The 26,530-nt window shown below is 48.2% G+C and carries 17 protein-coding genes and 1 pseudogene; 9 read left to right on the plus strand and 9 right to left on the minus strand.

The window, feature by feature from the left end; genetic code table 11:
* The first annotated feature begins 61 nt into the window (after positions 1–61).
* Positions 62–1,426 carry an MATE family efflux transporter gene (locus GMA8713_RS15505; RefSeq protein WP_062711830.1) on the plus strand — a complete coding sequence of 455 codons (1,365 nt, stop codon included), beginning with the start codon at positions 62–64 and terminating at the stop codon, positions 1,424–1,426.
* Between the two features lie 37 nt (positions 1,427–1,463).
* Here the strand turns inward: GMA8713_RS15505 and GMA8713_RS15510 are convergent, their stop codons facing one another.
* Positions 1,464–4,367: a methyl-accepting chemotaxis protein gene (locus GMA8713_RS15510; protein ID WP_062711833.1), complete on the minus strand. Its 2,904-nt coding sequence runs from the start codon at positions 4,365–4,367 to the stop codon at positions 1,464–1,466.
* Positions 4,368–4,451: 84 nt separating this feature from the next.
* Positions 4,452–6,014 (minus strand): ABC transporter substrate-binding protein, encoded by a 1,563-nt coding sequence (locus GMA8713_RS15515; RefSeq protein ID WP_062711836.1) that lies wholly within the window; start codon positions 6,012–6,014, stop codon positions 4,452–4,454.
* Between the two features lie 277 nt (positions 6,015–6,291).
* On the opposite strand from GMA8713_RS15515, the gene GMA8713_RS15520 reads away from it, so the two are divergent.
* From GMA8713_RS15520 to GMA8713_RS15530, 3 genes are all read left to right on the plus strand, one after another.
* Entirely contained in the window at positions 6,292–6,816 is a 525-nt protein-coding gene (locus tag GMA8713_RS15520; RefSeq protein ID WP_062711839.1) for an NADPH-dependent FMN reductase, read from the plus strand.
* A gap of 341 nt (positions 6,817–7,157) precedes the next feature.
* Positions 7,158–8,279 (plus strand): efflux RND transporter periplasmic adaptor subunit, encoded by a 1,122-nt coding sequence (locus GMA8713_RS15525; RefSeq protein WP_062711842.1) that lies wholly within the window; start codon positions 7,158–7,160, stop codon positions 8,277–8,279.
* Positions 8,280–8,285: 6 nt separating this feature from the next.
* On the plus strand, positions 8,286–11,435 hold the full coding sequence (locus GMA8713_RS15530) for an efflux RND transporter permease subunit (RefSeq protein ID WP_062711845.1): 3,150 nt from the start codon (positions 8,286–8,288) through the stop codon (positions 11,433–11,435).
* A 335-nt stretch (positions 11,436–11,770) separates the two neighbouring features.
* Here the strand turns inward: GMA8713_RS15530 and GMA8713_RS15535 are convergent, their stop codons facing one another.
* The 4 genes from GMA8713_RS15535 to GMA8713_RS15550 form a co-directional block, all read right to left on the minus strand.
* Complete coding sequence (locus tag GMA8713_RS15535) at positions 11,771–12,547, minus strand: helix-turn-helix domain-containing protein (protein ID WP_062711849.1); 777 nt, start codon at positions 12,545–12,547, stop codon at positions 11,771–11,773.
* Positions 12,548–12,639: 92 nt separating this feature from the next.
* Entirely contained in the window at positions 12,640–13,656 is a 1,017-nt protein-coding gene (locus GMA8713_RS15540) for a TAXI family TRAP transporter solute-binding subunit (protein ID WP_062711852.1), read from the minus strand.
* 33 nt (positions 13,657–13,689) lie between these two features.
* A complete protein-coding gene (locus tag GMA8713_RS15545; RefSeq protein ID WP_062711855.1) occupies positions 13,690–15,564 on the minus strand; it encodes a TRAP transporter permease in 1,875 nt (624 codons plus the stop codon).
* 52 nt (positions 15,565–15,616) lie between these two features.
* Positions 15,617–17,212, minus strand: coding sequence for an alkaline phosphatase family protein (locus tag GMA8713_RS15550; RefSeq protein WP_198159522.1), 1,596 nt, complete (start codon positions 17,210–17,212; stop codon positions 15,617–15,619).
* A 517-nt stretch (positions 17,213–17,729) separates the two neighbouring features.
* On the opposite strand from GMA8713_RS15550, the gene GMA8713_RS15555 reads away from it, so the two are divergent.
* Both GMA8713_RS15555 and GMA8713_RS15560 read left to right on the plus strand, forming a co-directional pair.
* Positions 17,730–18,071 carry a PilZ domain-containing protein gene (locus GMA8713_RS15555; RefSeq protein ID WP_062711858.1) on the plus strand — a complete coding sequence of 114 codons (342 nt, stop codon included), beginning with the start codon at positions 17,730–17,732 and terminating at the stop codon, positions 18,069–18,071.
* Between the two features lie 155 nt (positions 18,072–18,226).
* Entirely contained in the window at positions 18,227–18,574 is a 348-nt protein-coding gene (locus GMA8713_RS15560; RefSeq protein ID WP_157515634.1) for a hypothetical protein, read from the plus strand.
* Positions 18,575–18,662: 88 nt separating this feature from the next.
* Here the strand turns inward: GMA8713_RS15560 and rarD are convergent, their stop codons facing one another.
* Positions 18,663–19,562, minus strand: a complete 900-nt coding sequence (gene rarD, locus GMA8713_RS15565) for an EamA family transporter RarD (protein ID WP_062711864.1) — start codon at positions 19,560–19,562, stop codon at positions 18,663–18,665.
* 295 nt (positions 19,563–19,857) lie between these two features.
* Positions 19,858–20,016: a hypothetical protein gene (locus GMA8713_RS27375; RefSeq protein ID WP_157515636.1), complete on the minus strand. Its 159-nt coding sequence runs from the start codon at positions 20,014–20,016 to the stop codon at positions 19,858–19,860.
* Positions 20,017–20,257: 241 nt separating this feature from the next.
* On the opposite strand from GMA8713_RS27375, the gene GMA8713_RS15570 reads away from it, so the two are divergent.
* Together GMA8713_RS15570 and GMA8713_RS27380 are read left to right on the plus strand one after the other, a co-directional pair.
* The gene (locus tag GMA8713_RS15570) at positions 20,258–22,609 is read left to right on the plus strand and encodes an FG-GAP repeat protein (RefSeq protein WP_062711867.1); all 2,352 of its coding nucleotides are present in this window, start codon (positions 20,258–20,260) and stop codon (positions 22,607–22,609) included.
* 18 nt (positions 22,610–22,627) lie between these two features.
* A complete protein-coding gene (locus GMA8713_RS27380; RefSeq protein ID WP_157515639.1) occupies positions 22,628–22,786 on the plus strand; it encodes a hypothetical protein in 159 nt (52 codons plus the stop codon).
* Between the two features lie 106 nt (positions 22,787–22,892).
* On the opposite strand, the gene GMA8713_RS15575 is transcribed toward GMA8713_RS27380, so the two are convergent.
* Positions 22,893–24,611: an RluA family pseudouridine synthase gene (locus tag GMA8713_RS15575; RefSeq protein WP_062711869.1), complete on the minus strand. Its 1,719-nt coding sequence runs from the start codon at positions 24,609–24,611 to the stop codon at positions 22,893–22,895.
* Positions 24,612–25,069: 458 nt separating this feature from the next.
* On the opposite strand from GMA8713_RS15575, the pseudogene katE2 reads away from it, so the two are divergent.
* Positions 25,070–26,506 (plus strand): annotated as a pseudogene (gene katE2 / locus GMA8713_RS15580) (catalase KatE2).
* Positions 26,507–26,530 lie beyond the last annotated feature (24 nt).

A 26,530-nucleotide genomic window follows, 5' to 3' on the forward strand; every position in this document is an offset into this window, starting at 1 on the left:
TCTATAGCTAAACAGCGTGAAAATCCACTTTGTCGATTTATCACTTTATAGATTCGCTTTTATGCACGTGACTGAAGTTAAACAAGGTGATTCCATCACCAAAACATTCTGGCGATTTACGATTCCTGCCATTGCAGCAATGATCGTTAACGGTCTATACCAACTTGTAGATGGTATTTTTGTTGGCCATTACATTGGTGCAGAAGGACTGGAAGCGATTAACATCGCCTGGCCTGTGATTGCTATTGTTGGAGGTCTGGGTCTGATGATAGGTATGGGTGCTGGTAGCCTTATTTCCATCTATCGGGGTGAAGATAATCCTTGCAAAGCCAGAAGCGCGATGGCTACAGGGTTAGTATTAACGATAGTGCTGGGTGCATTAGCGTCCCTTTATCTTCTTTTGTTTGGCGATGTACTGGTTAAACTGCAGGGCGCGTCAGGGCTAGCTTATGGCTATGCCAATGACTATTTAGATGTCTTTAAGTTAGGTTCGGTGGCAACCGTGATAGCGGGCGCATTGCCATTTCTCATCCGAAATGACGATAGTCCCTTTGTTGCAACCTCTATGATGGTAGCGGGTGCACTGACCAATATCGTATTGGACTATCTTTTCATTGGTTTACTGGGGTGGGGGCTCAAAGGCGCTGCAGTCGCAACCGTGTTGGCACAATTGGTCAGTGTGTTAATGGGACTCGCATACCTCTGCTCATCCCGTTCATTTCTGGGTATCTTCCGTCACCCGATAAAACTCAGTGTGTCTGACGCGGGCCAAAGCTTGGTACTTGGCTGCTCATCGCTGGTAATGTTTATGTATTACGGTGTGCTGGTAGGCTTCCATAATCGGCTGTTTGCGGAATATGGTACGCCAGTGAGTGTTGCTGCATTTGCTGTTGTGGGGTACCTGATGACGCTTTATTACGTGGTGGCTGAAGGTATTGCGGAAGGTATGCAGCCGCAAGTCAGCTTCTATCACGGTGCACAGTCTTACTCAAAGATTGCGAAGGTCGCGAAACTGGCCACTATGGTGTCACTGACTGCTGGATTTATTTGGCTGGCTGTACTGAACCTGTTCCCGGACTTTGTCATTGGCATGTTCAACGGCGGTAATGAAGCGCTACTCCAGGAAGCAACGTTAGGTATCAGGCTACACCTGTCAGCCATGTATCTGGATGGCTTAATTATTCTGGCATCCATGTACTTCTTGTCTGTTGGCAAAGGCGGAAAGTCATTGAGTATTTCTGTTGCTAACATGCTAGTGCAGTTCCCGTTCCTATATACCTTGCCTAAGTTTTGGGGTGTGGAAGGCGTTTGGCTCGCAATGCCTATCTCGAATGTGGTGCTGGCATCGGTGGTAATTCCAGTAATGTGGCATGACATTTTGAAGCAGCAAAAGAAACAGCCAGAGTTGTGTCCTGCAATGGCCTAACAAAAAGAAGGGGAGCATTCGCTCCCCCGTTGCTTCTTTAGAATTCGTCCCACTCTATCTCGTCGTCCGCAATGGGCTTGGGCTTCTCTTTATTTTTTTTAGGCACAACGGCTTTCTTACGTACCTTATTAAACTTGGGCGTTTTTACGGGCTCGATGGTTTCATCAATGGTGAAGAATTCCACCATGGTGCTCATATCCTGTGCCTGAGAAAGCATGCTTTCGCCAGCAGTTGTGGCTTGTTCAACAAGCGCAGCGTTTTGTTGCGTCATGGTATCCATGCGGGAAATCGCAACATTCACCTGTTCGATTCCCGAACTCTGATTCTGAGCAGCTTCACTGATCTCCGACATTTTGCTACCTACCTCTTCCACCATGCTTAGAATTTCTTGCAGGGTGTTGCCAGACTCACTGACCAAGACTGCGCCGTCTTCGACTTTCTTATTGGTGTCACGGATCAGGTCTTTGATTTGTTTCGCCGCTTCGGCAGAGCGTTGCGCCAGACTTCGGACTTCTCCTGCCACAACCGCAAAGCCACGCCCTTGATCACCGGCACGAGCGGCTTCTACAGCGGCATTCAATGCGAGAAGATTGGTCTGGAAGGCGATTTCATCTATCACGCCGATAATGTCAGAAATCTTGTTGCTGGCGCCGCTTATCTGATCCATGGCTGTGATGGTTTTCATCACTACATGACCACCTTGGCGCGCTCTATCAACGGCTTCATCACTCAGTTTGTTTGCGGTAATCGCATTTTCAGCACTTTGTTTTACCGTGTCGGTCATGCTGTCCATACTAACGGCGGTTTCTTGTAAGGACGTGGCTTGATCGTCAGTGCGCTGGCTCAAGTCGCGGTTGCCAGAAGCGATTTCATTGGAGGAATTTGAAATCGTCACGGACGCTTGTCGAATGTTACCTATGACCTGGGTTAAACGTTCAATGGTAGAATTCGCGTCTATCTTGAGTTGCGCAAAACGACCGTGATAATCCTTGTCGATACGTTTTGTGAGATCCCCGCGTGCCATGGCACCAAGAATGCGTTGCATGTCTGCAAGAGCAGTATCTATATTGGTAGTTAAACCGTTAAGGCCTTTGGCCAGATTTTGGTGAAAACCGTGCTTCCCGTCTAGCGATAACTGAATAGAAAAATCGCCTCGTGATGCCGCATCGACCATTTCGTCGATTTCCCGCTCGATAGCGACTTCAGCGGTTCTGTCTTTCCATTCAATAACGGTGCCGATGCGATCGCCATTATCGTCGATGATAGGTGTGGCGGAAATCGCCATGCTTCGACTTCCCACAATAAGTTCTGTTCGATATAGGTCTTCCAATTGGTCTAAAAGACGGCGCTGGTGGGAAGGGTCTTTATGGAAGAGATCGATGTTATGACCCATAACGCTATCGGGGTTGAACTCGGGAATTTCGGCCCTGAAATCTTCTTTCGTATCGGTCAGCATTTTGGTTGCTGCCCGGTTCATATAAATGATGTCGTAATTGCGGTCAGCAATCATCGTATTGGTTGAAACGTTATCGAGCGCTTGCCTCACGCGGGCATTTTCTTCCGCCTTCATCTTCGCTTCGTATTCCATTTTTGCTTTTACCCGTTCGGACTCTTCTACGTTTTCAAGCGAAGTATTCGTCGCTTGCTTAATCACCAGAAGATCTCCTTTCAGGTCTGATTGGATTCTGTTACTAAAATCACCTTCAGCTAGTCCTTCCATGACTTTCTTGATGTCTTCGATTGCATTTTGAGTGCTGTCCATCAAAGTATTAAAAGCGACAGCGGATTGACCGATCTCGTCGCGGCTGGTGACGTTGACCCGAGCAGAAAAGTCGCCCGTCAGCGCAACATTTTCAAGACTCTGAGTCATTTCCAGTATCGGATTTGTCAATGAACGTGTGACCAACAGAGCAATAGTGGAGAGAATTGCAATGCCCAGCAATAAGCTGAGACCAATGAGTCCCTTGAGAGCATCGACTTCACCGAATGCTTCAGCGCGATCAATTTCAGCCAACAGTGCCCACGTTGTGCTCCCGAACTTAATGGGTGTGTACGCTGTTAGCACCGGAATGCCTCTATAATCCTTTGCCACTTCGTAATTGCTTTCACCTGCGAGGGTTTTTCTTGTCACTTCTGTTACAATGCTGCCCTTTATCGGGTCAGCAAAAGAGGCGATGACAGAGTGGCTTTGGTCTGCCAGATAGGAATCAGAGCGCATCAGAAAATCAGGTCCAACAAGGTAAGTTTCACCGGTTTCGCCCATACCAGTGCGTTGTAGCATGATTTCGTTGATTTCATCGATGGAAAGCTGAAGCACTGCAACAGCAAGCGTTTGACCACTTAAATCAGTAATCGGACTACCAATGAAAGCTGCAGGTCGGTTACTTTTCACTTCATAACGTTCATAGTCCTGCATCGCAGTGGCATTAGTGCTAACCACTTGGCGGTAAAGTGTGGCAAGTGGGCTGTTTTTGTACTCTCCAGAAGAAAGATTTGTACCGAGGTCTTTATCCCTGCGGGCGGAGAAAATAACATGGCCAGTGTCTGCCTGGATGATGTAAACATCAGAATAGCCATAGACTTTCACAAAATCATTGAGGGTTTTGCCTCTAGTTTGCCATATCTCTTGGTATTCGTAGGTGTCGGTAAGGAACTCATCATCTGCCTGAATTTCTTCATCAGCGGCGTAGAAGGAAAGTTGCTTCTGAATTTGCTTGGTGTCTTCACTGCCAGCAAGAATGCGGATGTCTTTCATTGCCCGATCAAGGTAAGACTCAATTTGGGTCTTCTTAACTTCCCGCATACTGACTAGCTGGGCAAACGCCTGTTTATGAAGGGCATCGCTGGATTTTACCAACGCAAGATAACCTACAATGAGGATGGGTAAAACGCCAATAAACAGGAATATGAGCAAGAGTTTTATCTTTAGCTTTCCGAACATCTGATACCCTTTTATTGTCGATCGGGAAGCTTCCTTGAAGAAGCTTCTCAACTATTGCGATTATTCAACTGACGGGTTTCCGTTCTAGCGAACCGACCAGTGAGATGGCGAAACCTCAATTTCCCAAAGAGGCATGTTGGCCATTCGGTAAGGGGTGTATGTCACTTCCTTGTTCACCGCTAACACTTTGTTGGGAGTGGGTACAAACAGCATGTACCCACTGTTATAAACGTGTTGCATGATTTTTTCTGCCACCTTGTCAAACTCAGGTGTGCCTACGGACTCCCTAAACATCTCCTCGATATAGCTGTCCAGTTTGCTGTCGGGGAAGATGGTGCTCCAGTAGTTGTGAGTGCGGTAGACAAGGAATGCAGACCAAGGGTGGTTGTAATACCAATCGTCATCACCCCACACCAGTAAATCCCACTCTTTAGTATTCTTTCTGGCATTGGTGGCGAGCAGTTGGCTGAACACATCCTTTTCACTTGAGGTGATGTTGAAGTTCAGCTTTACGCCAACTTTGCGCAAGTCGCGGTCAATACCTTTCCATATATACATAAAGCGATCTTGGGTGTAGACATTGAGCTCCAAGCCTTTGAGTTTGGCTTTCAGCTCATCACGTATGGATTTTGGATCTTGCACTTCGGAGTACGCTTTAAGGTTTTTCACGACTTTATCGACACCAGGATAGAGTGGGGCAGCGAGGGTTGGTTTGATTTGGCCTTCACCCCGATAGTATTTGTTCAGCAATCTGCGTTGGTCGATAGCTTTGTTCAATGCAATGCGAACATCTTGATCCATAAGACGCTCATTACCGTTTCGAAGGTTCATGTGAATCGCAATATTGTCAGTTGAAGGTGCGGTGACCAGTTTGGAGTAGCGCGAGTTGCTGATGAGGTCCTTTTCCGATACCGGAATGGGCATTATGTCCAATTGGCCTTCTTTGTCGGCCGCCATTTCCAGAGCCACTTTACTGTCGAGTTCTGTATAAACCGTCACCGTTTCAATTTTCGGATACTCAGGGTTCCAGTAACTGGGGTTGGCAACCAGCACGGCTTTAGGTGTTTGCCTATCCCCTTCAATGTAGCCTTCCTTTAGAATATAAGGCCCCAGGCCATATGGGCCAGGCTCAGCAAGGTTGGGACAGGTTGGTTTACCATTCCAACCATATTTTTCAAGATAAGGTTGGGTATAGAACTGAATCCAAATGGCGTCATTCAGGAATTGGCCATACTTTTCAGTTAAATGAAAACGTACCGTGTAATCGTCCACTTTTTCTGCGCGGTCGAAAACCGTGTCTATTTTAGTGAAAAGGAAAGGTGCTTTCTTAAAATACTCCATATTCATTAATACGGCGTCAGCATTAAACGGGCTTCCGTCCTGAAACTTAACGCCCTGTCGAAGATCGAATTCATAAATTGTTTCATCAATTTTCCGGTGCGCTACCGCCATATCATATTCCCAACCTTTTTTGTTATTTGCGGGCTTGAGCAAGGCGGCATTTATAGAGTGGGAGATATAAATGTAGGGAAGACTGGGAATAAAGACTTTGAGATGAGAGCCAGCAATAGGCTTGGCCCAGCCAGCGTTTGGGGCGAAAAGAGCGAGAACTAAAATACCTCTCAAAAGCGCTTTGACTGCTTTCATCACAACTACCTTGGCGTTTAACTAACAACAAATTTGGTCGCTTAAGACCTACGTGTAATAATTGATTTGCTAATCAGAAGTGTAGTTAAGTTTTGTCTTATTTAAGAGCCTAGTGTCTCGATTTGTCTCATTTATTAATTCAAGTTATTGAATTAAATGATAAAAGTCCTAATCGCAACTTTGCACTCTGCCATTGACTTTGTTTGCTGAGACTTGGAGAGTAGAAGTATAAGAAATGGCTAAATTAGTCAGTATTTGTTTCTACAAGGAGAAGGTTATGAAAGTGCTTGCTTTCGCAGCGTCCAACAGCAAAACGTCGATCAACAAAAGACTGGTGACCTATGCAGTAAGCTTGCTGGCAGACGCTGAAACCGAAGTGTTGGATCTGAACGATTACGAAATGCCACTTTTTAGCGTGGATGTTGAGCAAGAGCTTGGAAGCCCAGACAAAGCTCAACAACTCTTTGCTAAAATCGGTGAAGCGGATGCGGTCGTTGTGTCCTTTGCTGAGCACAATGGTTCTTATTCAGCGGCATACAAGAACCTTTTTGATTGGACGTCGCGCATCAATCAAAAGGTGTTTCAAGGTAAGAAAATGGTGCTGCTTTCAACCTCACCGGGCCCAGGAGGTGCGAAGAATGTGTTGGCCACTGCAACCACCTCGATTCCTCACTTCAATGGTGATGTCAAAGCGACACTTTCTGTGCCTTCGTTTTATGATAATTTCGATGTAGAAGCGGGCAAGCTAAGGAATGAGTCACTCGATGTGAAATTAGCAGAAGCAATGGCATCATTACGCTAATTTTCTCTTCCTGAACAAGAGGTCAACAATTGTTGTGTTGTTGGCCTTTTTTTGTTTCCTATCTGTTGCTTCTCTTCGCTAAATCTTTGCTCTGAGTCGATGTTTATAGGGCTCGTACAGGTTCCAGTAAGAAACCACTGGCATAATCAAAGCGGCATGGCCGCTGAGCGGCAAAAAGTGGCAAATTTACGGGCAGTTGTACACATAACACCCAGTCCTTTCCACACAAAATAATCAAGTCCCGTCGAGCTATGCCTACCCGGTGCTATCGCATCATACCCATTATTTTTGCTCGGCTTATTTAGGGTCTGTTGACCTTTGGTTGAGGGAAGGAGAAAAAAATGATTAAACGGAAGTTGTTACTTCCTGCGCTGATTGGCGCAACGTTTCTGGCCGGTTGTGGCGGACAGGAAGCGCAGCAGAAGAATGCGTTCACCCCACTGGTTGCTGTTGAATCAGCTGAGTTGATTGATTACCAGCCTCAGAAAAGTTTTGTCGGTCGTACTGAAGCGATGGAAGATGTTGGCATTGTTCCTCAGGTTTCAGGCTACCTGAAATCGCGCTACTTCAATGAAGGCGAAATGGTGAACACTGGTCAGCTTCTTTACCAAATCGATCCCTCTCTTTATGAAGCGAAAGTCGCCAGTGCAAAAGCCTCCGTCGCTCAGGCAAAAGCAGGCGTAACCAATGCTAACCTCGACCACAACCGTGGACAGGATTTGCTGCCTCGTGGCGGTATCAGCCAGTCTGAATTTGACCGTCTGACCGCTGTGAAATTGCAGGCAGAAGCCGCACTAAAATCGGCCGAAGCACAGCTTCAAGCTGCAGAAACTGACCTTTCTCACACGACTATTCGCGCGCCATTTACCGGCCGTATCAGTGAAAGCCGAGCGAGTATTGGTGATTTGGTGTCACCTTCAACCGGCGTATTGACCACTATCGTCAGCCTTGACCCAATGCAGGCTTCATTCTCAATGAGTGAAAAAGACCGCCTGCAATCCGGTGCTGACCGTATGTCAGGCCTTGGCAAAGGCCGCAGTGGCGATGTGGAAGTATGGCTGAAGCTAGGTAAAGGCTTCGACTATGAACACGCTGGCCATCTTGACTACCTTGGCAACCGTATCGATACCCAAACCGGTACTATCGCGCTTCGTGCCAAATTCCCCAACCCAGAGCACCGCCTTTTACCAGGTCAGTACGTAGAAGTGATTGTGAAAGACAAGAACACCACGCCGACGTTGGTGATCCCACGTCTGTCAGTACAAACCGATCTTGAAGGCGATTTCGTCATGGTGTTGAAAGAGGGGAACATCGTTGAACGTCGTAATGTCGAGTTGGGTCCTCAAACCGAGCAAGGTGTGATTATTCATGGTGGTCTGAACGATGGTGAGCAAGTGCTGACCAAAGGTCTGCAACGCGTGCGTAATGGCATGACTGTTCGCCTTGAAGCGCAAGGGGCGTAACCGAATATGTTGAGTCGCTTTTTTATCCAGCGCCCTAAGTTTGCGCTGGTCATTTCGATTATTCTGACGCTCGCAGGTGCAATCGCATTGCTTAACCTGCCAGTGGCGGAATATCCGCGTATTAGCCCGCCTTCGGTGAGCGTGACCGCGGTGTATTCCGGTGCGAGTGCAGAAGTCGTTGAACAGGCCGTCGCCGACCCGATAGAAACCTCGGTCAACGGCGTGGAAAACATGATCTACATGTCTTCCAAGAGTGCGAACGATGGTTCCTATAACCTGAATGTGACGTTTGATATCGGCACTGACCCTGACATGGCGCAGGTGAACGTGCAGAACCGCGTGGCGCAGATTGAATCCAAGCTACCACCGGAAGTACGTCAAGTCGGTGTGACGGTCAAGAAACGTTCCCCAGACCTTCTGATGGTACTTAACTTCTACTCGCCGGAAGGCAAGTATGACGATCAGTTCCTGGTGAACTACATCAACCTGAACATTAAAGACCAGATCGCCCGTGTTAAAGGCATCAGTGAAGTTAGTGTACTGGGTGGTGGTGAATACGCGATGCGTGTTTGGCTGAACCCAGAGAAGATGGCGAATCTCGGTATCACGACCTCTGATGTGCGTTCGGTGCTTTCTGAGCAGAACGTGCAGGTTGCGGCTGGTGACATTGGTGCGCCACCGTTCAACAACGCACAGGAAATGACATTCAAACTCGTGACCAAAGGCCGTCTAGGCTCAGTGGAAGAGTTTGAAGACGTGGTTGTCCGTGCAAACTCAGACGGTTCAATGGTTTACCTGAAAGACATAGCAGAAGTCTCATTGGGTAAGAAGTTCTATACCGGTAACGGTCAGTTCCGCGACCAACCGGCGTCTATCGTTATCCTGAACCTGCAATCTGACGCCAACGCGCTGGAAAGTGGTGGTTTGGTGATGGAGCGTCTGGAACAGCTTTCGCAGAACTTCCCGGAAGGCATGACCTACGAAACCAGTTATGACACCACACTGTTTGTCGCTGAGTCCATCAAAGGCGTAGTGAAAACGCTGGTGGAAGCGGTGCTTCTGGTTATCGCCGTGACCTACCTGTTCCTCGGTAGCTTCCGCTCAACGCTGATCCCAGTTGTGGCGATTCCGGTTTCCCTGATTGGTACTTTTGCCGTCATGTTGGCAGCAGGCTTTACCATCAACACCGTGACCTTGTTTGGTCTTATCCTCGCTATCGGTATCGTGGTGGATGACGCCATTCTGGTGATCGAAAACGTTGATACCAACATGGCGAAAGACCCATCCCTTACCCCGCGTCAGGCAACCCTGCTTGCGATGAAAGAGGTAACGGGTCCAATCATCACCTCGACACTGGTACTGCTGGCGGTGTTCCTGCCGGTTGCGATGCTGCCGGGTATCACAGGTATCATGTACCGACAGTTCGCGCTGACCATCTGTATCTCGGTACTGATATCGTCCATCAACGCACTGACCTTGTCTCCGGCCATGTGTTCGCTGGTGCTGCGTCAGGGTGGCGACAACCACGCGCGCTGGTTCAAGGCATTCAACAATGGCCTTGAGAAAGTAACGAACAAATACGGCGCAGCGGCAGGCTTCCTTGTTCGCAAAACCGCGGTGCTGGGTGTGATGTTTGTGGTGGCGGTTACTGCTGCAGGTTACTTCGCGAAAACCACCTCGACCGGTTTCGTTCCTCAGGAAGACAAGGGTGTAATGCTGATAAACATTCAGCTGCCAGATGCCGCTTCTCTGTCTCGTACCGAAGAAGTGACCCGTAAGCTGGGTGAAATCGTGACGTCTGAGCCGGGCGTAGATGGCGCGACCGTTGCGAACGGTTATGCGTTCCTGACTGGCGCGGCGGCATCTAACGGTGCGTCGATGTTCGTGAAGCTGAAAGACTGGGAAACGCGTCAGGCGTTGGATGGCGAGCATTCCTCGTTCGACATCATCAACCGCATTAACATGAAGGCGGCAATGCAGTTGCCAGAGGCGATCATCTTTGCGATGGGTCCTCCAGCGGTGCCGGGTATGGGTCCTGCTTCAGGCTTCGAGTTTGTACTTGAAGATACCCTAGGCCGTAGCCGTGGCGATCTGGCGATGGTGATGCAGCAACTGATGCAGAAAGCCAACGAGCAGCCGGAAATCGCGCGCACCTTCAGTACGTTCCGCGCAAACGTACCGCACTTTTACATCGACATTGATCGTGAGAAAGCGAAGCAACTGGGCATTCCGCTTTCAGAAATCTTCACCACATTGCAGGGCAACCTGGCTGGTATGTACGTGAACGATTTTAGCCTGTTCGGTAAGAACTATCGTGTGACGATTCAGGCGGACGGTGATTACCGAAACGATCTGGATTCCATGGGTCGCTTCCACGTGCGTTCAACGTCGGGCCAGATGATCCCACTCAGCACCCTGATTGATGTTGAGCAGGTGTTCGAACCAGATGTTGCGTGGCGTTACAACATGTACCGATCAGCCGTGATTCAGGGCTCGCCGGCACCGGGTTACTCGTCTGGTGATGCGATTGCTGCGATGGAGCGTGTTGCCGCTGAGATGCTGCCACAGGGCTACCAATACGAGTGGACAGGCATGGCTTACCAAGAAAAACAAGCAGGTAATCTGGCTATCTATGCGTTCGCACTGGCACTGATCTTTATCTATCTGTTCATGGTGGCACAGTATGAGAGCTGGAGTATTCCGCTGGCGATCATTCTCGTGGTGCCGGTGGCAACGCTGGGTTCCTTCCTTGCGCTTGCAATGACAGGCACACCGCTCAACCTGTACGCACAGATTGGTCTGGTTCTGTTGATTGCATTGGCAGCGAAGAACGCCATCCTGATTGTGGAATTCGGTAAGAATGAACGCGAACAGAATGAACTGCCGATTGAACAGGCAGCCGTGATGGGTGGCAAGCTGCGCTTCCGCGCGGTGAACATGACATCCTGGTCATTCATTCTCGGTATTCTGCCGCTGATTTTCGCAAGCGGTGCGGGTCATATCAGCCAGAACTCACTGGGTATCTCGCTGACGGGTGGCCTGCTCTGTGTGCTGCTGGCCGGTACCTTCCTGATCCCTGGCTTCTTCGCACTCATCCAGAAACTGCGTGAGAAACACCACGGTGGCTCAACCAAGCTGGTGGAATTAGCGGACTGATTCACCCAGAGGTAAAAAGCATCCTCGTGTGCTTTAAGATTAATGACTAACCCCGCTTTTTTAAGCGGGGTTTTCTTTTGTTAGCGATCGCGGCATTTTCCGATGTTGTTAGGTTTTAAGCTGCTTTTAATCCATAGACCTGAAAGGATCGCCGATGCCGGAAAAGCTGCCATAGGGCTGCTAATACAGTGGACATAGTCACACACTGACTCTGCGCAGTGGGAAGCAGAAATGACCCGTTCATATTGGCATCATTCGCAATATAAATTCAGTTTCCGGACGAAAAACCAAATAATCAGATTGTGAGGAAGAGGCGCTGATTTTTCTCTGACAGGCTAAATAGGCGATTTCAGCTTTTCACTCAGGCTACGTGCTGCATCCATTAAGTTCGGTACGATACTGTTTCTGATTTCGTCGAGGCTCACGCTGTTTTCAGGCCACGCCGCACTGAGGCAGGCAATCACTTTTCCTTTCTGAATGACAGGCACCGCAATAGCCTCTATTTTCCGCCCTTCCGTAGAAGCCACTCCCCAATATCCCGGTTCGCGTTGTCCATAACCATTAGTGACAGTGTCACGCATTGTTTTATTGAACCATTGCTTATCGCTGACAAGGCGTCCCTCTTTTCCACCTTTGTTTTTTAGTCCGTTGACAATGTCGTCTCTCTCACTTTCTGAGCAAAAAGCCAGATAGGTGCGCCCTACAGCGGAATACAGAAAAGCGGGTCGATAACCTACTGCATCGCGATTGAGAACAAAGGGAGCAGACGATCGGGTTGACTCTATAATTTTCATTGAGAGGCCATCTCTAACGGCAATATCAGAAGGCCAACTTAAGGCTTTATGTAACGATGCCATCACCGGACTGATAACATCATCCTCTAGCGTTGACGTTTGATGGCCAAGCTTTCGGGTCGAGGCGATGGAGTAGCCAAATCCTTTCGGGTCGCGGGTCACCCAACCAGACTCCTGTAGGGTTTGCAAAATACGTAGCAATGTCGCTTTACTTAAACCCGAATCGTGATGTAAGTCAGTCAATGTGACTGCTGAGCGGCTTTTAATCAGGTCTAAAACATGGAGTCCACGTTGTAAAGATTGAATAGATTTAACCATATGCCCCTATATACCCAAATAACCTGAAGAAACTCGCCTGAGTCTTCAGGTTGTTAGGGTATGGCAGCTCTAATAGAGCAGCGATTTTGCCATTAACGGATACCAATTTCTTGATAGTATTTTAGCGCTCCAACATGAAGCGGCATATTCAAATCCGTAAAAGCAGCATCTAAAGAGATGTTTCTGAGCCACGGAGCATTTTCTGCATCTTTTTCTACATTCTGCCAGAAGGTTTTTGTCATCGCGTAGATGGCTTCTTCCGACAGATCTTTATTTGTCATAATACCGACAGTGACACCAACGGTATACACGGGCTCGCTGTTTACCTGATTCGGGCCGTAAGCATCGGAAGCCAATTCAGCAAGCCTATAACTGGGTTGGCTGAGTAACTTTTTGAGTTTGGGGTCAGTTTCGGCAACGTCTTTAGAAATACCGAGGAAACGCAGTTTGTTAGTCAGTGCGACTTGACTGATCACCGGGCTCGGCGCATTGGTGGGGTTGAAATACACGTCGATATTTTTATCCTGAAATGCCTGAGCAGCAGAGTCCCAGCCAAGTTTTACTGCTGTGTAATCTTCACCGGCCTTGTAACCTGTCGCCGCCTCAATAATGGTTTGCGACGTTCGTCGCGCAACACCACCCGGAGGGCCTATAAAGACACGTTTTCCTTTAATGTCTTTCAGACTTTTGATGCCCGAGTCATCATAGACAGCAATATGATAGACCCCCATAGGGAAGTTAAAGACGGCGCGAAGATTATCAGACAATGTATCGACATTTTTGATTTTTTTGAACATCGCCTTTTTGTTTTTCATTAAATGAAACATCATTGGCGAAGTCATAGAGAAATCGGTTTTTCCTTTTGCCACATCCAGCGCATGTTTAGTGGCAGCGCCGGTAGCATTAACCACAATGGAGTAGTCATCGATTTCTCGATTTACGGTATTAGCAAAATGGGTCATAACCATATACGGGCTGGTTCCGGGCCCTAGCGTCGACATTCTGAATGTTTCCGCTGCACTGGTGCCAAAAACAGTGAGGAAAAGTGCGCAGAAGACAACCAGCACCTTCATCCCCCGTCGTTTGAATCGTTTATTGAGACCGTTCATTATTCCCTCCTTGTTAGCCCGAATGTGGCGGCACTAACGATTTAATGGTATGCGATATCGCATAGTAGTAATGGTGATAAGAGCGATAGAAATGCCAGCGAGCTGCACCCAAAGAAAAGGCGAAATCGCTGCCAGACCAGCCAAGATATAAATTATTTTTTTCAGGCCATTGCTGCTGAAAGCGCTGGATATGAGCAACACGGCGGCAGATGTGGTTGCCAACGCAAGCAGAAGCGATGGAACAGAAAAGCCCTCAGTGATAAGTAACAGTGAGGGTTGATAGACAAAAGCAAATGGAATGATGAAACCGACCACAGCCAATTTTAATGATGTAAAGCTGAGCGTCAGTGGATTTGCATTGGCGATCGGTGCAGCGGCAAAAGCAGCAAGCGCAACAGGCGGTGTCACAGCAGACAAAACGGCGTAGTAAACGACAAATAGATGCGCAACAACCGTCTCAACCCCTAAAGATGAAACCGCAGGGCCCATGACAAGCACAATGATCAGATAGGCGGGTACCGTTGGCATACCCATCCCCAAAATAAGGCAGCCTACCGCCATACAAATCAAAGAGAGGAAGAGATGGCCGTCTGCTAATGTCTGAATTGCTGACGAGAAGCGTAAACCCAGCCCCGTGCTATTCATTACTGCAATGATCACTCCCACTGCAGCAACAATGACGGAGATAGATGCAGCAGCCCTCGCTCCGGTTTTAATCAATGACCACCAGGTACTTATATTCGCCATTCTTTGTGGTTCAATTATCGCTCCGAGCAACATGGCTGAAATAACGGCCCAGAATCCAGCTTGAGCAGGGCTTGACCCACTCACCATCAACACGACAATCAAACCAAGAGGGACGACAAATGCCAATGCCTTACGTTTTTCAAGGGGAGTAAGTGGCTCCTGGTGTTCGTCGCCTATGGCCTTCATACCCATAGACTTCGCTTCAGCGGATATAAACGCGAAGAGGCTTGCATAATAGAAAATGGCAGGAATAAGGGCAGCAAGGCAGATACTCAAGTACGGGATACCAGTAACATCAGCCATAATAAATGCGACAGCCCCCATAATTGGCGGCATCAGCTGACCGCCACTTGATGCTGCTGCTTCAACGCCACCGGCAAATGCCGCTGAAAAGCCTCTTTTCTTTATCATGGGGATCGTAATGACGCCCGTCGCCACCACGTTAGCCACTGCGCTGCCGGAAATCGTACCAAACATACCACTTGCCAACACCGCAGCATGCGCATCACCGCCAGCGAGACGTCTCGTGAGACGAAAAGCCAGCTTTAGCAACACGTCGCCCGTACCCAGCGTTTCCAGCAATACACCAAAAAAAATAAAGATCAGGATGGTTGAGGTGACAACTGCAACAGGCCGGCCAAAAACACCATCGAAGCTATACCAGACCGTTGTCAGAAGTTCTGACAACTCAACGCCAGCATGGCCAATAAACGATGGCAGGACATCACCGAATAATGCATAGAAGAATGCCAATGAGCACACCACTAACAGCGGCGTTCCAACGACTTTATAGACGAGGTAAGCAAGTGATAACATGCCGAAAATAGCGAGCGCGATATCAATGTTTTCAAGCTCATACAAGCCTGTTTCCAGTTCGACAGATACCCAGAAATAACGATAGGTAGAGGCACAAACGGCGACAACAAAAAGTAACTCAGTGCAGCGGAGCCAACTTAACGATGACATATCCGTCAAGCGTGTCATTAGCAGTATAATTGCTCCGAGGGACACGGTACCAACACGAACAATCGTATCGTCCCAGGTCCCCCATCCCGCTGTATATATGATTGAGGCAACCATCAGAAGGTATAAAGGGGCAGAAACGATATTGAGTATTTTATCTATGCTCAGTAACAAATTCTGTGGTTTGGTCTCGGTCATCCGTGCTCCCTCATACTTTAAGTATCCAGTGTCCCTTCCCTGGTTTCAGTCATCACCAATAGCCGAACAAATATCCTCGTTTGTCGGCAATGTCGGTGTTACTTTCAATAGCGGAGTCTGATACGGTCACTCTGTTTTTCCTTTTTCGGTACCAGTCCAAAAGAGCCTGTTCCATCTCTGTGCATACCGCCCGACAAGCTTCGTCATTGGCGAGATCGTTTTGTTCAAATGGGTCAGCGGTAAGGTCGAAAAGCTGCGGCAAGAAATGATGATAATCAATGTATTTCCATCGACCGTCGGTGATCATCGTGGCCTTGGTTTGATCCGGTCTTAGGCCAAGCGTTCTCCTCGCTCCTCTCCATGCATAATCCACTTCGCTCACGGCATATTTTCGCCATTGTTTCGGCTTAACATGCCCATAGAGGAAAGGCGCCAAAGAACGGCCCTCAAGAATATGAGACTGAGGCTCAAGGCCGGCCAGCTCGACAAATGTCGGGACGAGATCAATAGACTCGGCGAGTAAATCAGGTGCTTTACCTCGTGAAGCATCTGCAGACGCTCTGGGATCATGAATAATCAGAGGAATTCTGGCGCTCTCTTCATGGAACAGCTCTTTTTCACCAAGCCAGTGATCCCCCAAGTAATCACCATGGTCAGATGTGAACACAATGACCGTGTTTTCATACTCACCTAGAGTTTTCAGATGTTCAATCAGCCTCGCTAGGTGGTCGTCCACTTGCGTGATCAGCCCCATGTAGGCTGGAATAACGCGCTTTCTCACCTCTTCCCTTGAAAATTGAACAGACTCGTTATGCTGCATAAATGCAGAGACGACAGGGTGTGGATTTACTTTCTCATCAAGCGTTGCGTTGACCGGCTGCACATCTTCTTCTGAATACATGTTGTGGTAAGGTGCTGGCGCAATATAGGGCCAGTGGGGTTTGATATAGCTCAGGTGTAAACACCAAGGGTTCCCTTTCGCCTCGTTGATAAAGTCTATGGCTCTGTCGGTCGTATACGCTGTTTCTGAGTGCTCTTCGCTCACTCTCGCCGCGAGATGACTGTTTCGCATGTACCAGCCAGACTGCAGATTACCCTTCTCGTCAATACCTGAATTCGCCACACTGTGCCAAGGGTTATGACCTTCATAACCTCTTTCTTTAAGGTAGGTGTTGTAAGCGAGATCAGGCGATAAGAGCTGATCGGGGTGCAAACCGTCATCCCGCTCATATGGTTCAAATCCGCATTGACTGACCAACACACCGCGTGAAGATTGCGGATCAATGCCTAACCTTTCCATTCCTTCTGCGTCAGCTTTCATGTGTGTTTTACCGACCAAAGCCACCCTATATCCCGCAGAACGGAGATGATCACCCAGCGTCTTTTCAGACACCTTCAGCGGAACATTGTTATAGCTAGCACCGTGAGAAGAGGCATATCGCCCCGTATAGAATGACATTCTCGAAGGCCCGCAGACAGGCGCCTGACAATACGTCTTGGTAAAATTCACGCCGTTACGTGCCAACGCATCGATGGTTGGCGTCTTTATTGTCGGGTGGTTGTTACAGCCAAGGTAGTCAGCGCGGAGCTGATCAGCCATAACAAAAAGTATGTTGGGCTTTTTTGGGTTGGTATCGTCGTTTTTCACTGACAAGCTTTTCCTTTCAACGCTCGACGCCCCTCTCGGGAAGCCGTTATTTTCCTTTATTTAATAGATAATGTATGGCGGAAAATTGTAGAAAGAAAATAAAGTTTCACTAGGTGAAACCAGTAGGGTCTATTGACCTTTGGTGGTTAAATTTTGTTCTAGCTATAAGCGTTTTAGGCGCGGCGAGGTGCGCGCGCCTAGTAGTCTAAGCAAATACATCTCAACAAAGCATAAAATCCCCACAAACTGCTGCAAAAATCATCACCAAAGGTCAACAGCCCCTAGATAGTAAGTGTATCAGCAATATGGCTATTTATACGTTCGTGGTCATCAAGAAACTGTTTTATAAACAGCATGTTGGATCAACTAAGCTGGCGTGATTAGAAGACGGACTCATCCAGAGATAAAAAACGCCCTCGGATACTTTTTTCTTTTGGTGGGATATCGTCCGCACTCATTATGCATCAAGTTGCTAATATTAAAGTTGAGAGTCCAGCAATCATGAGTGAATACTGAGATGGAAAAAGACGAAGAACAAGAAGAACAGAATCGTAGTTTTTTTAGGCTTAGGTATAGCGAGCCAGAAATGCCTTCTTTCCTGTGGGATGGCACCACATTCCCTGTGTGTGAGATTTCAGAGCAAGGTATTCGCATTGTCTTAAAAGCAGACACCCAGATTGTAGACGGGGAAGTTATCGCCGGTATTATTCATTTTGAAGATGATGGTGAGATTGAAATACAAGGCAAGCCGCTAAGAAGAGATGAAGATGAGCTAGTCATTAAACTTCATCACGGGGTCGAACTCAGAATCATCAACAAAGAGCAGATTAGAATAAGAAAAAAATATAGCCGCGACTGAATCCAGTCTGGGTTCAGTCCGCCAATCTCCCCCAATTGCTACCTGCCATTCCTTCTTAAAAAAGGGAGAAAGGCAATGGAATGCTTGCCTTGAACTACGAAAGTAAAGCGTTGTATAAATCAACTCGAAATGAGCTTATTCTGAAAGGATTTGGTATGGCTGATATGGCAAGAAATGCAAAATGCGCCTTGGTGTCTTGTTCTCTGTTTTTGACCAGCGTTGCGCCTTCATCAGTCGCGCTGGAATTGACTCAGGCACAAAAAGAAGAATTCGTGAACAGCACAGTGATGATGCTCGAAGCAGGCGGAATTCTGGGTTCTATTGCTAAATGCTCGGGTAAATCTGAGGGTGAACTAAAACAAGGGTACGAAGAAGTACTATTCCAGTGCTACGACGAGATTAAGAGCTTTGACGACATCTCTGTCTGCCTGACAGAAAAAGTACCCAAGATGACAGGACTGACGGCGGAGCAACTGGATAAGTGCGCGCCGGACGACATGTGATTTGATCAAAAAGGGGGCATGACACCCCCTTAACTTTTTCTTTCACGAAACCTTGCTAGCAAGCCCACTGGCCCAAGGTCAACAGACCCTAGTGCTGCGGCAAATCCGGCTTGGGTTTTACCTTCACCAGATTTTCGATAATGCCGATCGCTAAGCCCAGCCAAATCAGACCAAAACTGACAGTTTTCACGCTGTCAAACGTCTCACTGAATACCGCGACCGCCAGAACAAACTGCAATGAAGGCTCAATGTACTGCATAAAGCCAATCATCGACATTTGCGCGTACTTCACCGCCTCAGAGAAGAAGAACAATGGCAACAAAGTCACTGGCGCGGCGCCAAGGTAAAGCAGCAGGGTAGACATATCACCGGATACTGCCACGCTGTTACCTGTGCTCATCTTGTAGGCCATGTAGATTGCCGCAATCAGCAGAAGCACAATGGTTTCCACCAACAGGCTCGAAATAGCATCATACTTCACATGACGTTTGCACCAACCATACAGTGCAAAGCCCACTGCCATCAGCAAAGCAGCAACAGGCAGTTCACCGTATTGCCAGATTTGATAGCTCAACCCTAAGGTGCCGAAAACGACAGCGGCTTTCTGCCCTAGAGAGAGCGTTTCATTAAACGCCACCACACCAAGTGCGATCACCAAAAGTGGGTTAATGAAATAGCCAAGGCTCGCATCCAATACGCGGTCGTTGTTCATTGCCCATGTAAATGCACTCCACGAAACACACATCATCACAGAGGCGATGCCCGCGAAAAGAAACGAGCGTTTATCGGCAATCAGCGCCGCCCAGTTTGGCGACTTGGCTTTGCGCAGTTGCAACACCAAAAGCAAAAACGGCAACGACGCGAGAATACGAAGTGCCAACAGCTCATCCATGGCTGCGTTAGGCAAAAATTGGTAATAGAGCGGCATTGCGCCCCACAACAAGAAGGCAACAGCCGCCATCACGTTACCAAAACGTGTTGGACTCATAGATAAATACCTGGATGAAAAGTGGTCAGAGGATGCGCGATTGTATAGCGAGAACGGGATTTGTAAAGTGGTTAAGGTGAAAGAATAAAGCGTTGAGCTTCGAAATTTTTTGGACGTATAGAAATGGTGAATTTGTGGATGCTAATAATGGGTTTGAAGTCAGTTAAAAATGGTAATTATGTGAAATGAATTAATATTCAAAGTGCATTGTTTTCTAGCCGAATTTCGCCATTTCAAGCTGTTATTTTTAATTGCTTGATAGCCGTTGAGCCAGAATTCGTCACCAATTCAGCTCTTAGTCCCTTTCCCCTTCCAAGGGAAGGTTGGGATGGGAGTCGGCTCTGACACGCTTCTGCCCCAAAGCCAGTGTCACTGAGTCCGTCATGGCGCGGAACAAAACAAAACCAATTATGTTGAAGTGCGCCGCATTCTTTAAAGGAGTGGTGCGTCTCATCTGTGAAACTTTCTTTCTGTATTTCCCCAGATTTCTCTCAGTAACTGTCTGCTTTAACAATTAATCTGATTTCCACAGTGTCTCAGTCTTATTTGTGAATCAATATTCTCATCGTTGAATTCCCCTCAATCTCTTCTAGCTTATTTTTCGATACGAAATTTTACGCGCACCCGATTTGTGGGTGTGCTGATGGGCTTAACACGCTTCACAACCATTAGACGTAATTTATCGAGGACATAGGATGTATTTCTTCAAGAAAGCGATATGGGTGGTGCCGGTATTCTCGCTCGGACTCACCGCTTGTGGGGGGGATGACGCAAATACGACAGCCTCCGTACCGGGGAACACGAATAGTCTCCCTTTACCGGGCGCACCGGTTTTAGCACAACCGACTGTGGGGGCGCTCACAGGTGATGCTTATCCTGTCACCTTCAGCTGGAGTAGCGCGGCGAATGCGACCGGCTATACCCTGTGTAGGAAAGATGCATCACAAGACGATAACTGTGCAAAACAGGGCGAAACGACGACCAATACATCACTGACTCTGCCTCTGAGTTTGGACACGCCGGCTGACTATTTTGTATTGGCCAAAAACAGTTCGGGCTCAACGGCGTCTACTGAGATAGCCGTATCTATTCCCAAACCAGAGATGCCGGTTTTAGCGACGCCACAGGTGGGTGCGTTCAACGTTAGTTCTCGTTTTTACCCTGTCACCTTTAGCTGGGATAGCGCCGAGTATGCGACGCACTATACCTTGTGCAGAGAAGACGGATCAGAAGACGATGACTGTCAATTTCTATTAGAAACCGAAGCTAACAATACCTCGCTTACTGTCAATCTAAATTTGGACGAACCGGCTAATTATTTTGTATTGGCCTCTAACAGTACGGGCAAAACAGCGTCTGGTAAGCAAGCCCTCTCTCCCGCTCCTGGTGCAACGAATTTATCGATAGGGGTGGGTTCGCTCGAAAATGGCTATTATCCTGTCAACTTTACCTGGCAGGTCGCCGACCATGCGACGGGATATACCTTGTGCAGAAAAAATGATGCACTCGATGATGACTGTGAAAAGCTGGGCGAAACGATTGACACAACATCGCTTACTCTGAGTTTGGGCCCACTGAAAAATCATTTGGCTGAATTTTTTGTGCTAGCCGAAAACAGCACGGACAAAACACCGTCTGGTTACGAATCCTTAACATCATCAGACCTGACAACATTGATAACCTACATCAAGGCCTCGGATACCTCGACGGGTGACCAATTTGGCTACTCGGTATCTTTGTCAGGAGATGGCAACACCCTCGCGGTGGGGGGTATTAAAGAAGATTCCAATGCCGATCGCTCTAACGATACCGGGGAAAATAATTCCGGCGCGGTGTATGTGTACCACTTTGCCAATAACAGATGGTCGGAGGGGGCCATCATCAAGGCCTCGAATGCCGGGGCAAGTGACGAATTTGGCTACTCGGTATCTTTGTCAGGAGATGGCAACACCCTCGCGGTGGGGGCTCGCTATGAAGATTCCAATGCCGATCGCTCTAACGATACCGCGGAAAGTGATTCCGGCGCGGTGTATGTATACCGCTTTGACGGTAGCAATTGGACGCAGCAGGCCTTCATCAAGGCCTCGAATGCCGGGGCAGGTGACCAATTTGGCACGTCGGTATCTGTGTCAGGGGATGGAAACACCCTCGCGGTGGGGGCTCGCTATGAAGATTCCAATGCCGATGGCTCTAACGATACCGGGGAAACTGATTCCGGCGCGGTGTATGTATACCGCTCTGACGGTAGCAATTGGACGCAGCAGGCCTTCATCAAGGCCTCGAATGCCGGGGCAAGTGACTATTTTGGCTGGGCGGTATCTTTGTCAGGAGATGGCAACACCCTCGCGGTGGGGGCTAATGGGGAAGATTCCAATGCCGATGGCTCTAGCGCTAGCGGGGAAAGTAATTCCGGCGCGGTGTATGTGTACCGCTTTGCCATTGGCCGTTGGTCGGAGGAGGCCTTCATCAAGGCCTCGAATGCCGGGGCAAGTGACCAATTTGGCTGGGCGGTATCACTGTCATCGAATGGCAACACCCTCGCGGTGGGGGCTAATGGGGAAGATTCCAATGCCGATGGCTCTAACGATACCGGGGAAAGTGATTCCGGCGCGGTGTATGTGTACCGCTTTGCCAGTGGCCGTTGGTCGGAGGAGGCCTTCATCAAGGCCTTGAATGCCGGGGCAGGTGACCAATTTGGCTGGGCGGTATCACTGTCATCGAATGGCAACACCCTCGCGGTGGGGGCTCGCAGTGAAAAGTCCAATGACACCGGCATTAACGGTAACGGGACCGATAATAGTGTAGGTAGTAGAGGCGCTGCGTATGTGTACCGCTTTGACTTTAACAAATGGTCGCAGGAGGCCTACATCAAGCCCAAGTATAATACCCATACAGGTGACTATTTATTTGGCCACTCGGTATCGATGGCAGGGAATGGCAACACCCTCGCGGTGGGGGCTCGCTATGAAGATTCCGGTGCCACTGGCATTAACGGTGACGGAAACATTGGCGGTGGAGGTGATACCGGCGCGGTGTACATCTACTAGCCCATACCAATAGTCACAATGGACGCGCCCAAACACGGTGTTGCACCAGACCGAGAGCGTGAAATCCGTGAATCGGGCGCGTCCATATCTATCCTAATGGCTCGGTTTCTTTTTGTGGGCTCAGCCAACATTGCGCTAAAACAACAAAGTGAAAAGTGGGTGCGTCACTTTGCGTAAATAGCGCTAAGAATTGGTCGATGGAGAGCACAAAAGCTAAGTCGGAATTGTCCAAAAATGTTTCAACCCCAAAAGAGCCAACCCCCAGACTTAACCTTCAATATTTTTAAAACCTGCACTCCGCCCCAAACGTCATTCGCTCATGCGTATACGGATGATCAAACGACAACTGCTCGGCATGCAGATGAAGACGGGTATCGGGTTCGCCGTAAAGTACGTCGCCGACCATGGGCATATTTAATCCCTTCGAATGGGCGCAGTGGACGCGAAGCTGGTGGGTGCGGCCGGTTTTGGGGAGCATGTAGAGCTTGCTGCGGCCATTTTTCACTTCAATTAATTGCCAATAAGTGGTAGCTGGTTTACCGTGTTCAAAGCAGACCAACTGGCGGGGCCTATCGTCTGGGTCGCCGCGCATCGGTAAGTTGATTTCACCTTGTTCTTGTTCAATCACACCTTCCACCATGGCGATATAGCGCTTTTCCACTCCTCGCGTGATGAACTGTTTTTGTAGGCTTTTGTTTGCGCGACAGGTGAGGGCGAATACCAACAACCCAGATGTCGCCTGATCCAATCGATGAAGCACAAAAGGCCCTTCTGCATCAGGAAACATTTTAATCACGCGGGTGTAGGCGGAATCTTTAATCGTCTTGCCCGGCACGGAAAGCATGCCAGAAGGTTTGTTGACGACAACAATCGCTTCGTCCTGATAAACCACTTCCAGCGTTTTATCTTCTGCCCAGTTTTGTTCAAGTGGGTTTGGGTCAACCGTTAAGCCTTCGAGCATGTGCCCAAGGATGGGATGACACTTTCCGTGGCAAGAAGGGTAGAACTTCCTGTGCTGACGGACTTCGGATTTTGGTGACACGCCCCACCAGAACTCCGCCATTGCTAACGGTGTATAACCGTGTTTGTAAGCGAAGTGAAGAAGCTTAGGTGCAGCACATTCCCCCGCGCCAGCTGGTGGCGTTGGGTTGGTGGTGGGCGCGAAGATTGCTTTTAGGGACTTCTCTTCACCAAGCGCATTAAGGAAACGGTATTGCTCAAACAGCTTATTCTGAAGGGCATTTGAGAGCGTTTTACGTTGCTGTTTGGCGTGCTCGATATCTGTGGTTAATGCACTGAGCTGTGATTCGATAGCTAGGATCTTTTCGTCCCACGTCATTTTCAGGTATTTGAGCGTGTTCTTCTCTGCCACGCTTTGCTTTGCCAGATCGTCCAATGCGGCTTTCAGGGTATCGCCCGTTAAGGTTTCTTTCGCCAGTTTTCGTTCTTGTTTTCGGGCGGTTCGGCTATCAATCATGCGCTGGCGTTGTTGCTGTTCTTCCACCTCGTATTCGGTCTGCATTTGAGCAAGTTGAGCACCCAACTGCTCTAACACAGGGTTGGCAGAAAGTGTGGAGACCTGAGTGTTTAGAGCAGTGATCGCTTCCAGTTCTGTTCTGAAGAAACACTCTTCCGCCAGCATATCGAACACAGGTGGAACGAAGTTAGGCAGTAAATTTTGGTCGGCAATTTTACCGGAGAAGGCACTGAAATAGCCGAGCTCACCTTGTGGCGATCGCACCAGCAGCACACCAAACATTTTGCCTGTGCCTTCAGCAGATTTATCAAGTTGTGGAGCCAGTGCTTCATCCAAACCGAAATCGTGTTGCCAATCTGTCTGACTTGCGAGGTGTTGCTGCAGTTCCTCTGCTGCCAATGCGCAAAGCGGATGCGGCTGATAATAGAAGGGAAAAGTAAATGCACCTGGCAGTTCGGACTGTTCGGTATTGCCTTGAAAACGGGTGAACAATTCATCAGGGGTAAACAACTTTTCTTGGTGCATGGTCATCGTCTATCGGCATTTCGGTTTGGGGGCGTGATTTTACCTGTTTAGGTGAGAAAAACCACTTAACTGAATTAAAGCTTTTCACGTGATATGACAGCGTAACTATACCTAAATAACGCATGAAAAAAGTATGGGTAACATGTAATACGACGAGGAGAGATGAGTGGTTTTTGGTGGCATTGTTAATGATTTCGTGTCGAAAATTGTAATGGTTTCTTGATTGCTAAAATTGCAGGAAATTCAATAATAACAATAGGATACTTACTCATGAGTTGTTAGGGTGATTGAAATGCAAAGCATTCAGCTAGTCGATATCTGAATAGATATCGATAGGAAAATTCTATTGGAACGATGGAGAAAAGGTGTTTTTCTCTTGCTCAACCTGCGGGGTATGGTTTTTGTGAAACATTAGATCTATTCACAAACCGTTGGAACATCTCTGGAAGGATACAATTATGAGCAAGAAATTGACTACCACTGCTGGCTGCCCTGTCGCCCATAACCAAAATGTGATGACTGCTGGTCCCCGAGGGCCTCAACTGTTGCAAGACGTTTGGTTTCTGGAGAAATTGGCGCACTTTGATCGCGAAGTGATTCCAGAGCGACGTATGCATGCTAAAGGCTCTGGCGCTTATGGTACCTTTACGGTGACACATGACATCACCCAATATACCCGTGCAAAGATTTTTTCCGACGTAGGAAAGAAAACGGATTTGTTTGCTCGCTTCACCACAGTCGCAGGTGAACGTGGTGCGGCGGATGCTGAACGTGATATTCGAGGGTTTGCCCTCAAGTTTTACACGGAAGAAGGTAACTGGGACTTGGTGGGTAACAACACGCCTGTATTCTTCTTACGAGACCCTTTGAAATTTCCCGATCTCAACCACGCAGTGAAGCGAGACCCTCGCACAAATATGCGTAGCTCTGCAAATAACTGGGACTTCTGGACATCGCTGCCTGAAGCTTTTCACCAAGTAACGATTGTGATGAGTGACCGTGGTATTCCTGCTTCTTATCGCCATATGCACGGTTTTGGTAGCCATACGTTCAGCTTCATTAATGCGGATAATGAGCGTTACTGGGTGAAGTTCCACTTTAAAACACAACAAGGGATCAAAAATCTTACCGATTAGGAAGCTGAGCAGTTAATCGGTAAAGATCGTGAGAGCCACCAGCGTGACCTCTACGAGGCAATCGAGCGTCAAGATTTTCCCAAATGGACAATGTTCGTTCAAATCATGCCAGAGCTTGAGGCAGATGAGGTTAACTTTAACCCATTTGATCTGACGAAAATCTGGTCTCAAAAAGACTATCCATTGATCGAAGTTGGCGAGTTTGAACTGAACCGAAACCCTGAAAACTTCCATGCAGAAGTTGAGCAGTCCGCTTTCAACCCTGCGGCTGTTGTTCCTGGAATTGGTTTTTCGCCGGATAAGATGCTGCAAGGACGTCTCTTTTCTTATGGCGATGCTCAGCGTTACCGTCTCGGGGTGAACCACCACCAAATACCAGTTAATGCGCCGCGTTGTCCGGTTCATAGCTACCACCGTGATGGCGCAATGCGCGTTGATGGAAACTTCGGTTCAACAATTAGTTATGAACCAAATCATCAGCAGGAATGGGCTGAACAGCCTGATTACTCAGAGCCGCCACTGCGTATTAGCGGAGACGCTGACCATTATGATCATCGAGTAGATGAAGATTACTTTAGCCAAGCAGGTGATTTGTTCCGCCTTATGACTGCAGAGCAGCGTCAAGTGCTCATCGACAATACCGTCAGGGCTTTGGATGGTGTACCTGACTTCATTATCGACCGTCATATTAAGCACGCTTATAAGGCTGATGAGGCTTATGGTAGGGGCCTTGAAGTAGCGTTAGGACGTAAATCGTAAATAAAAAGGAGGTACTTCTGGTAC

Source organism: Grimontia marina (assembly GCF_900060185.1).
GTDB classification, from domain to species: domain Bacteria; phylum Pseudomonadota; class Gammaproteobacteria; order Enterobacterales; family Vibrionaceae; genus Enterovibrio; species Enterovibrio marinus.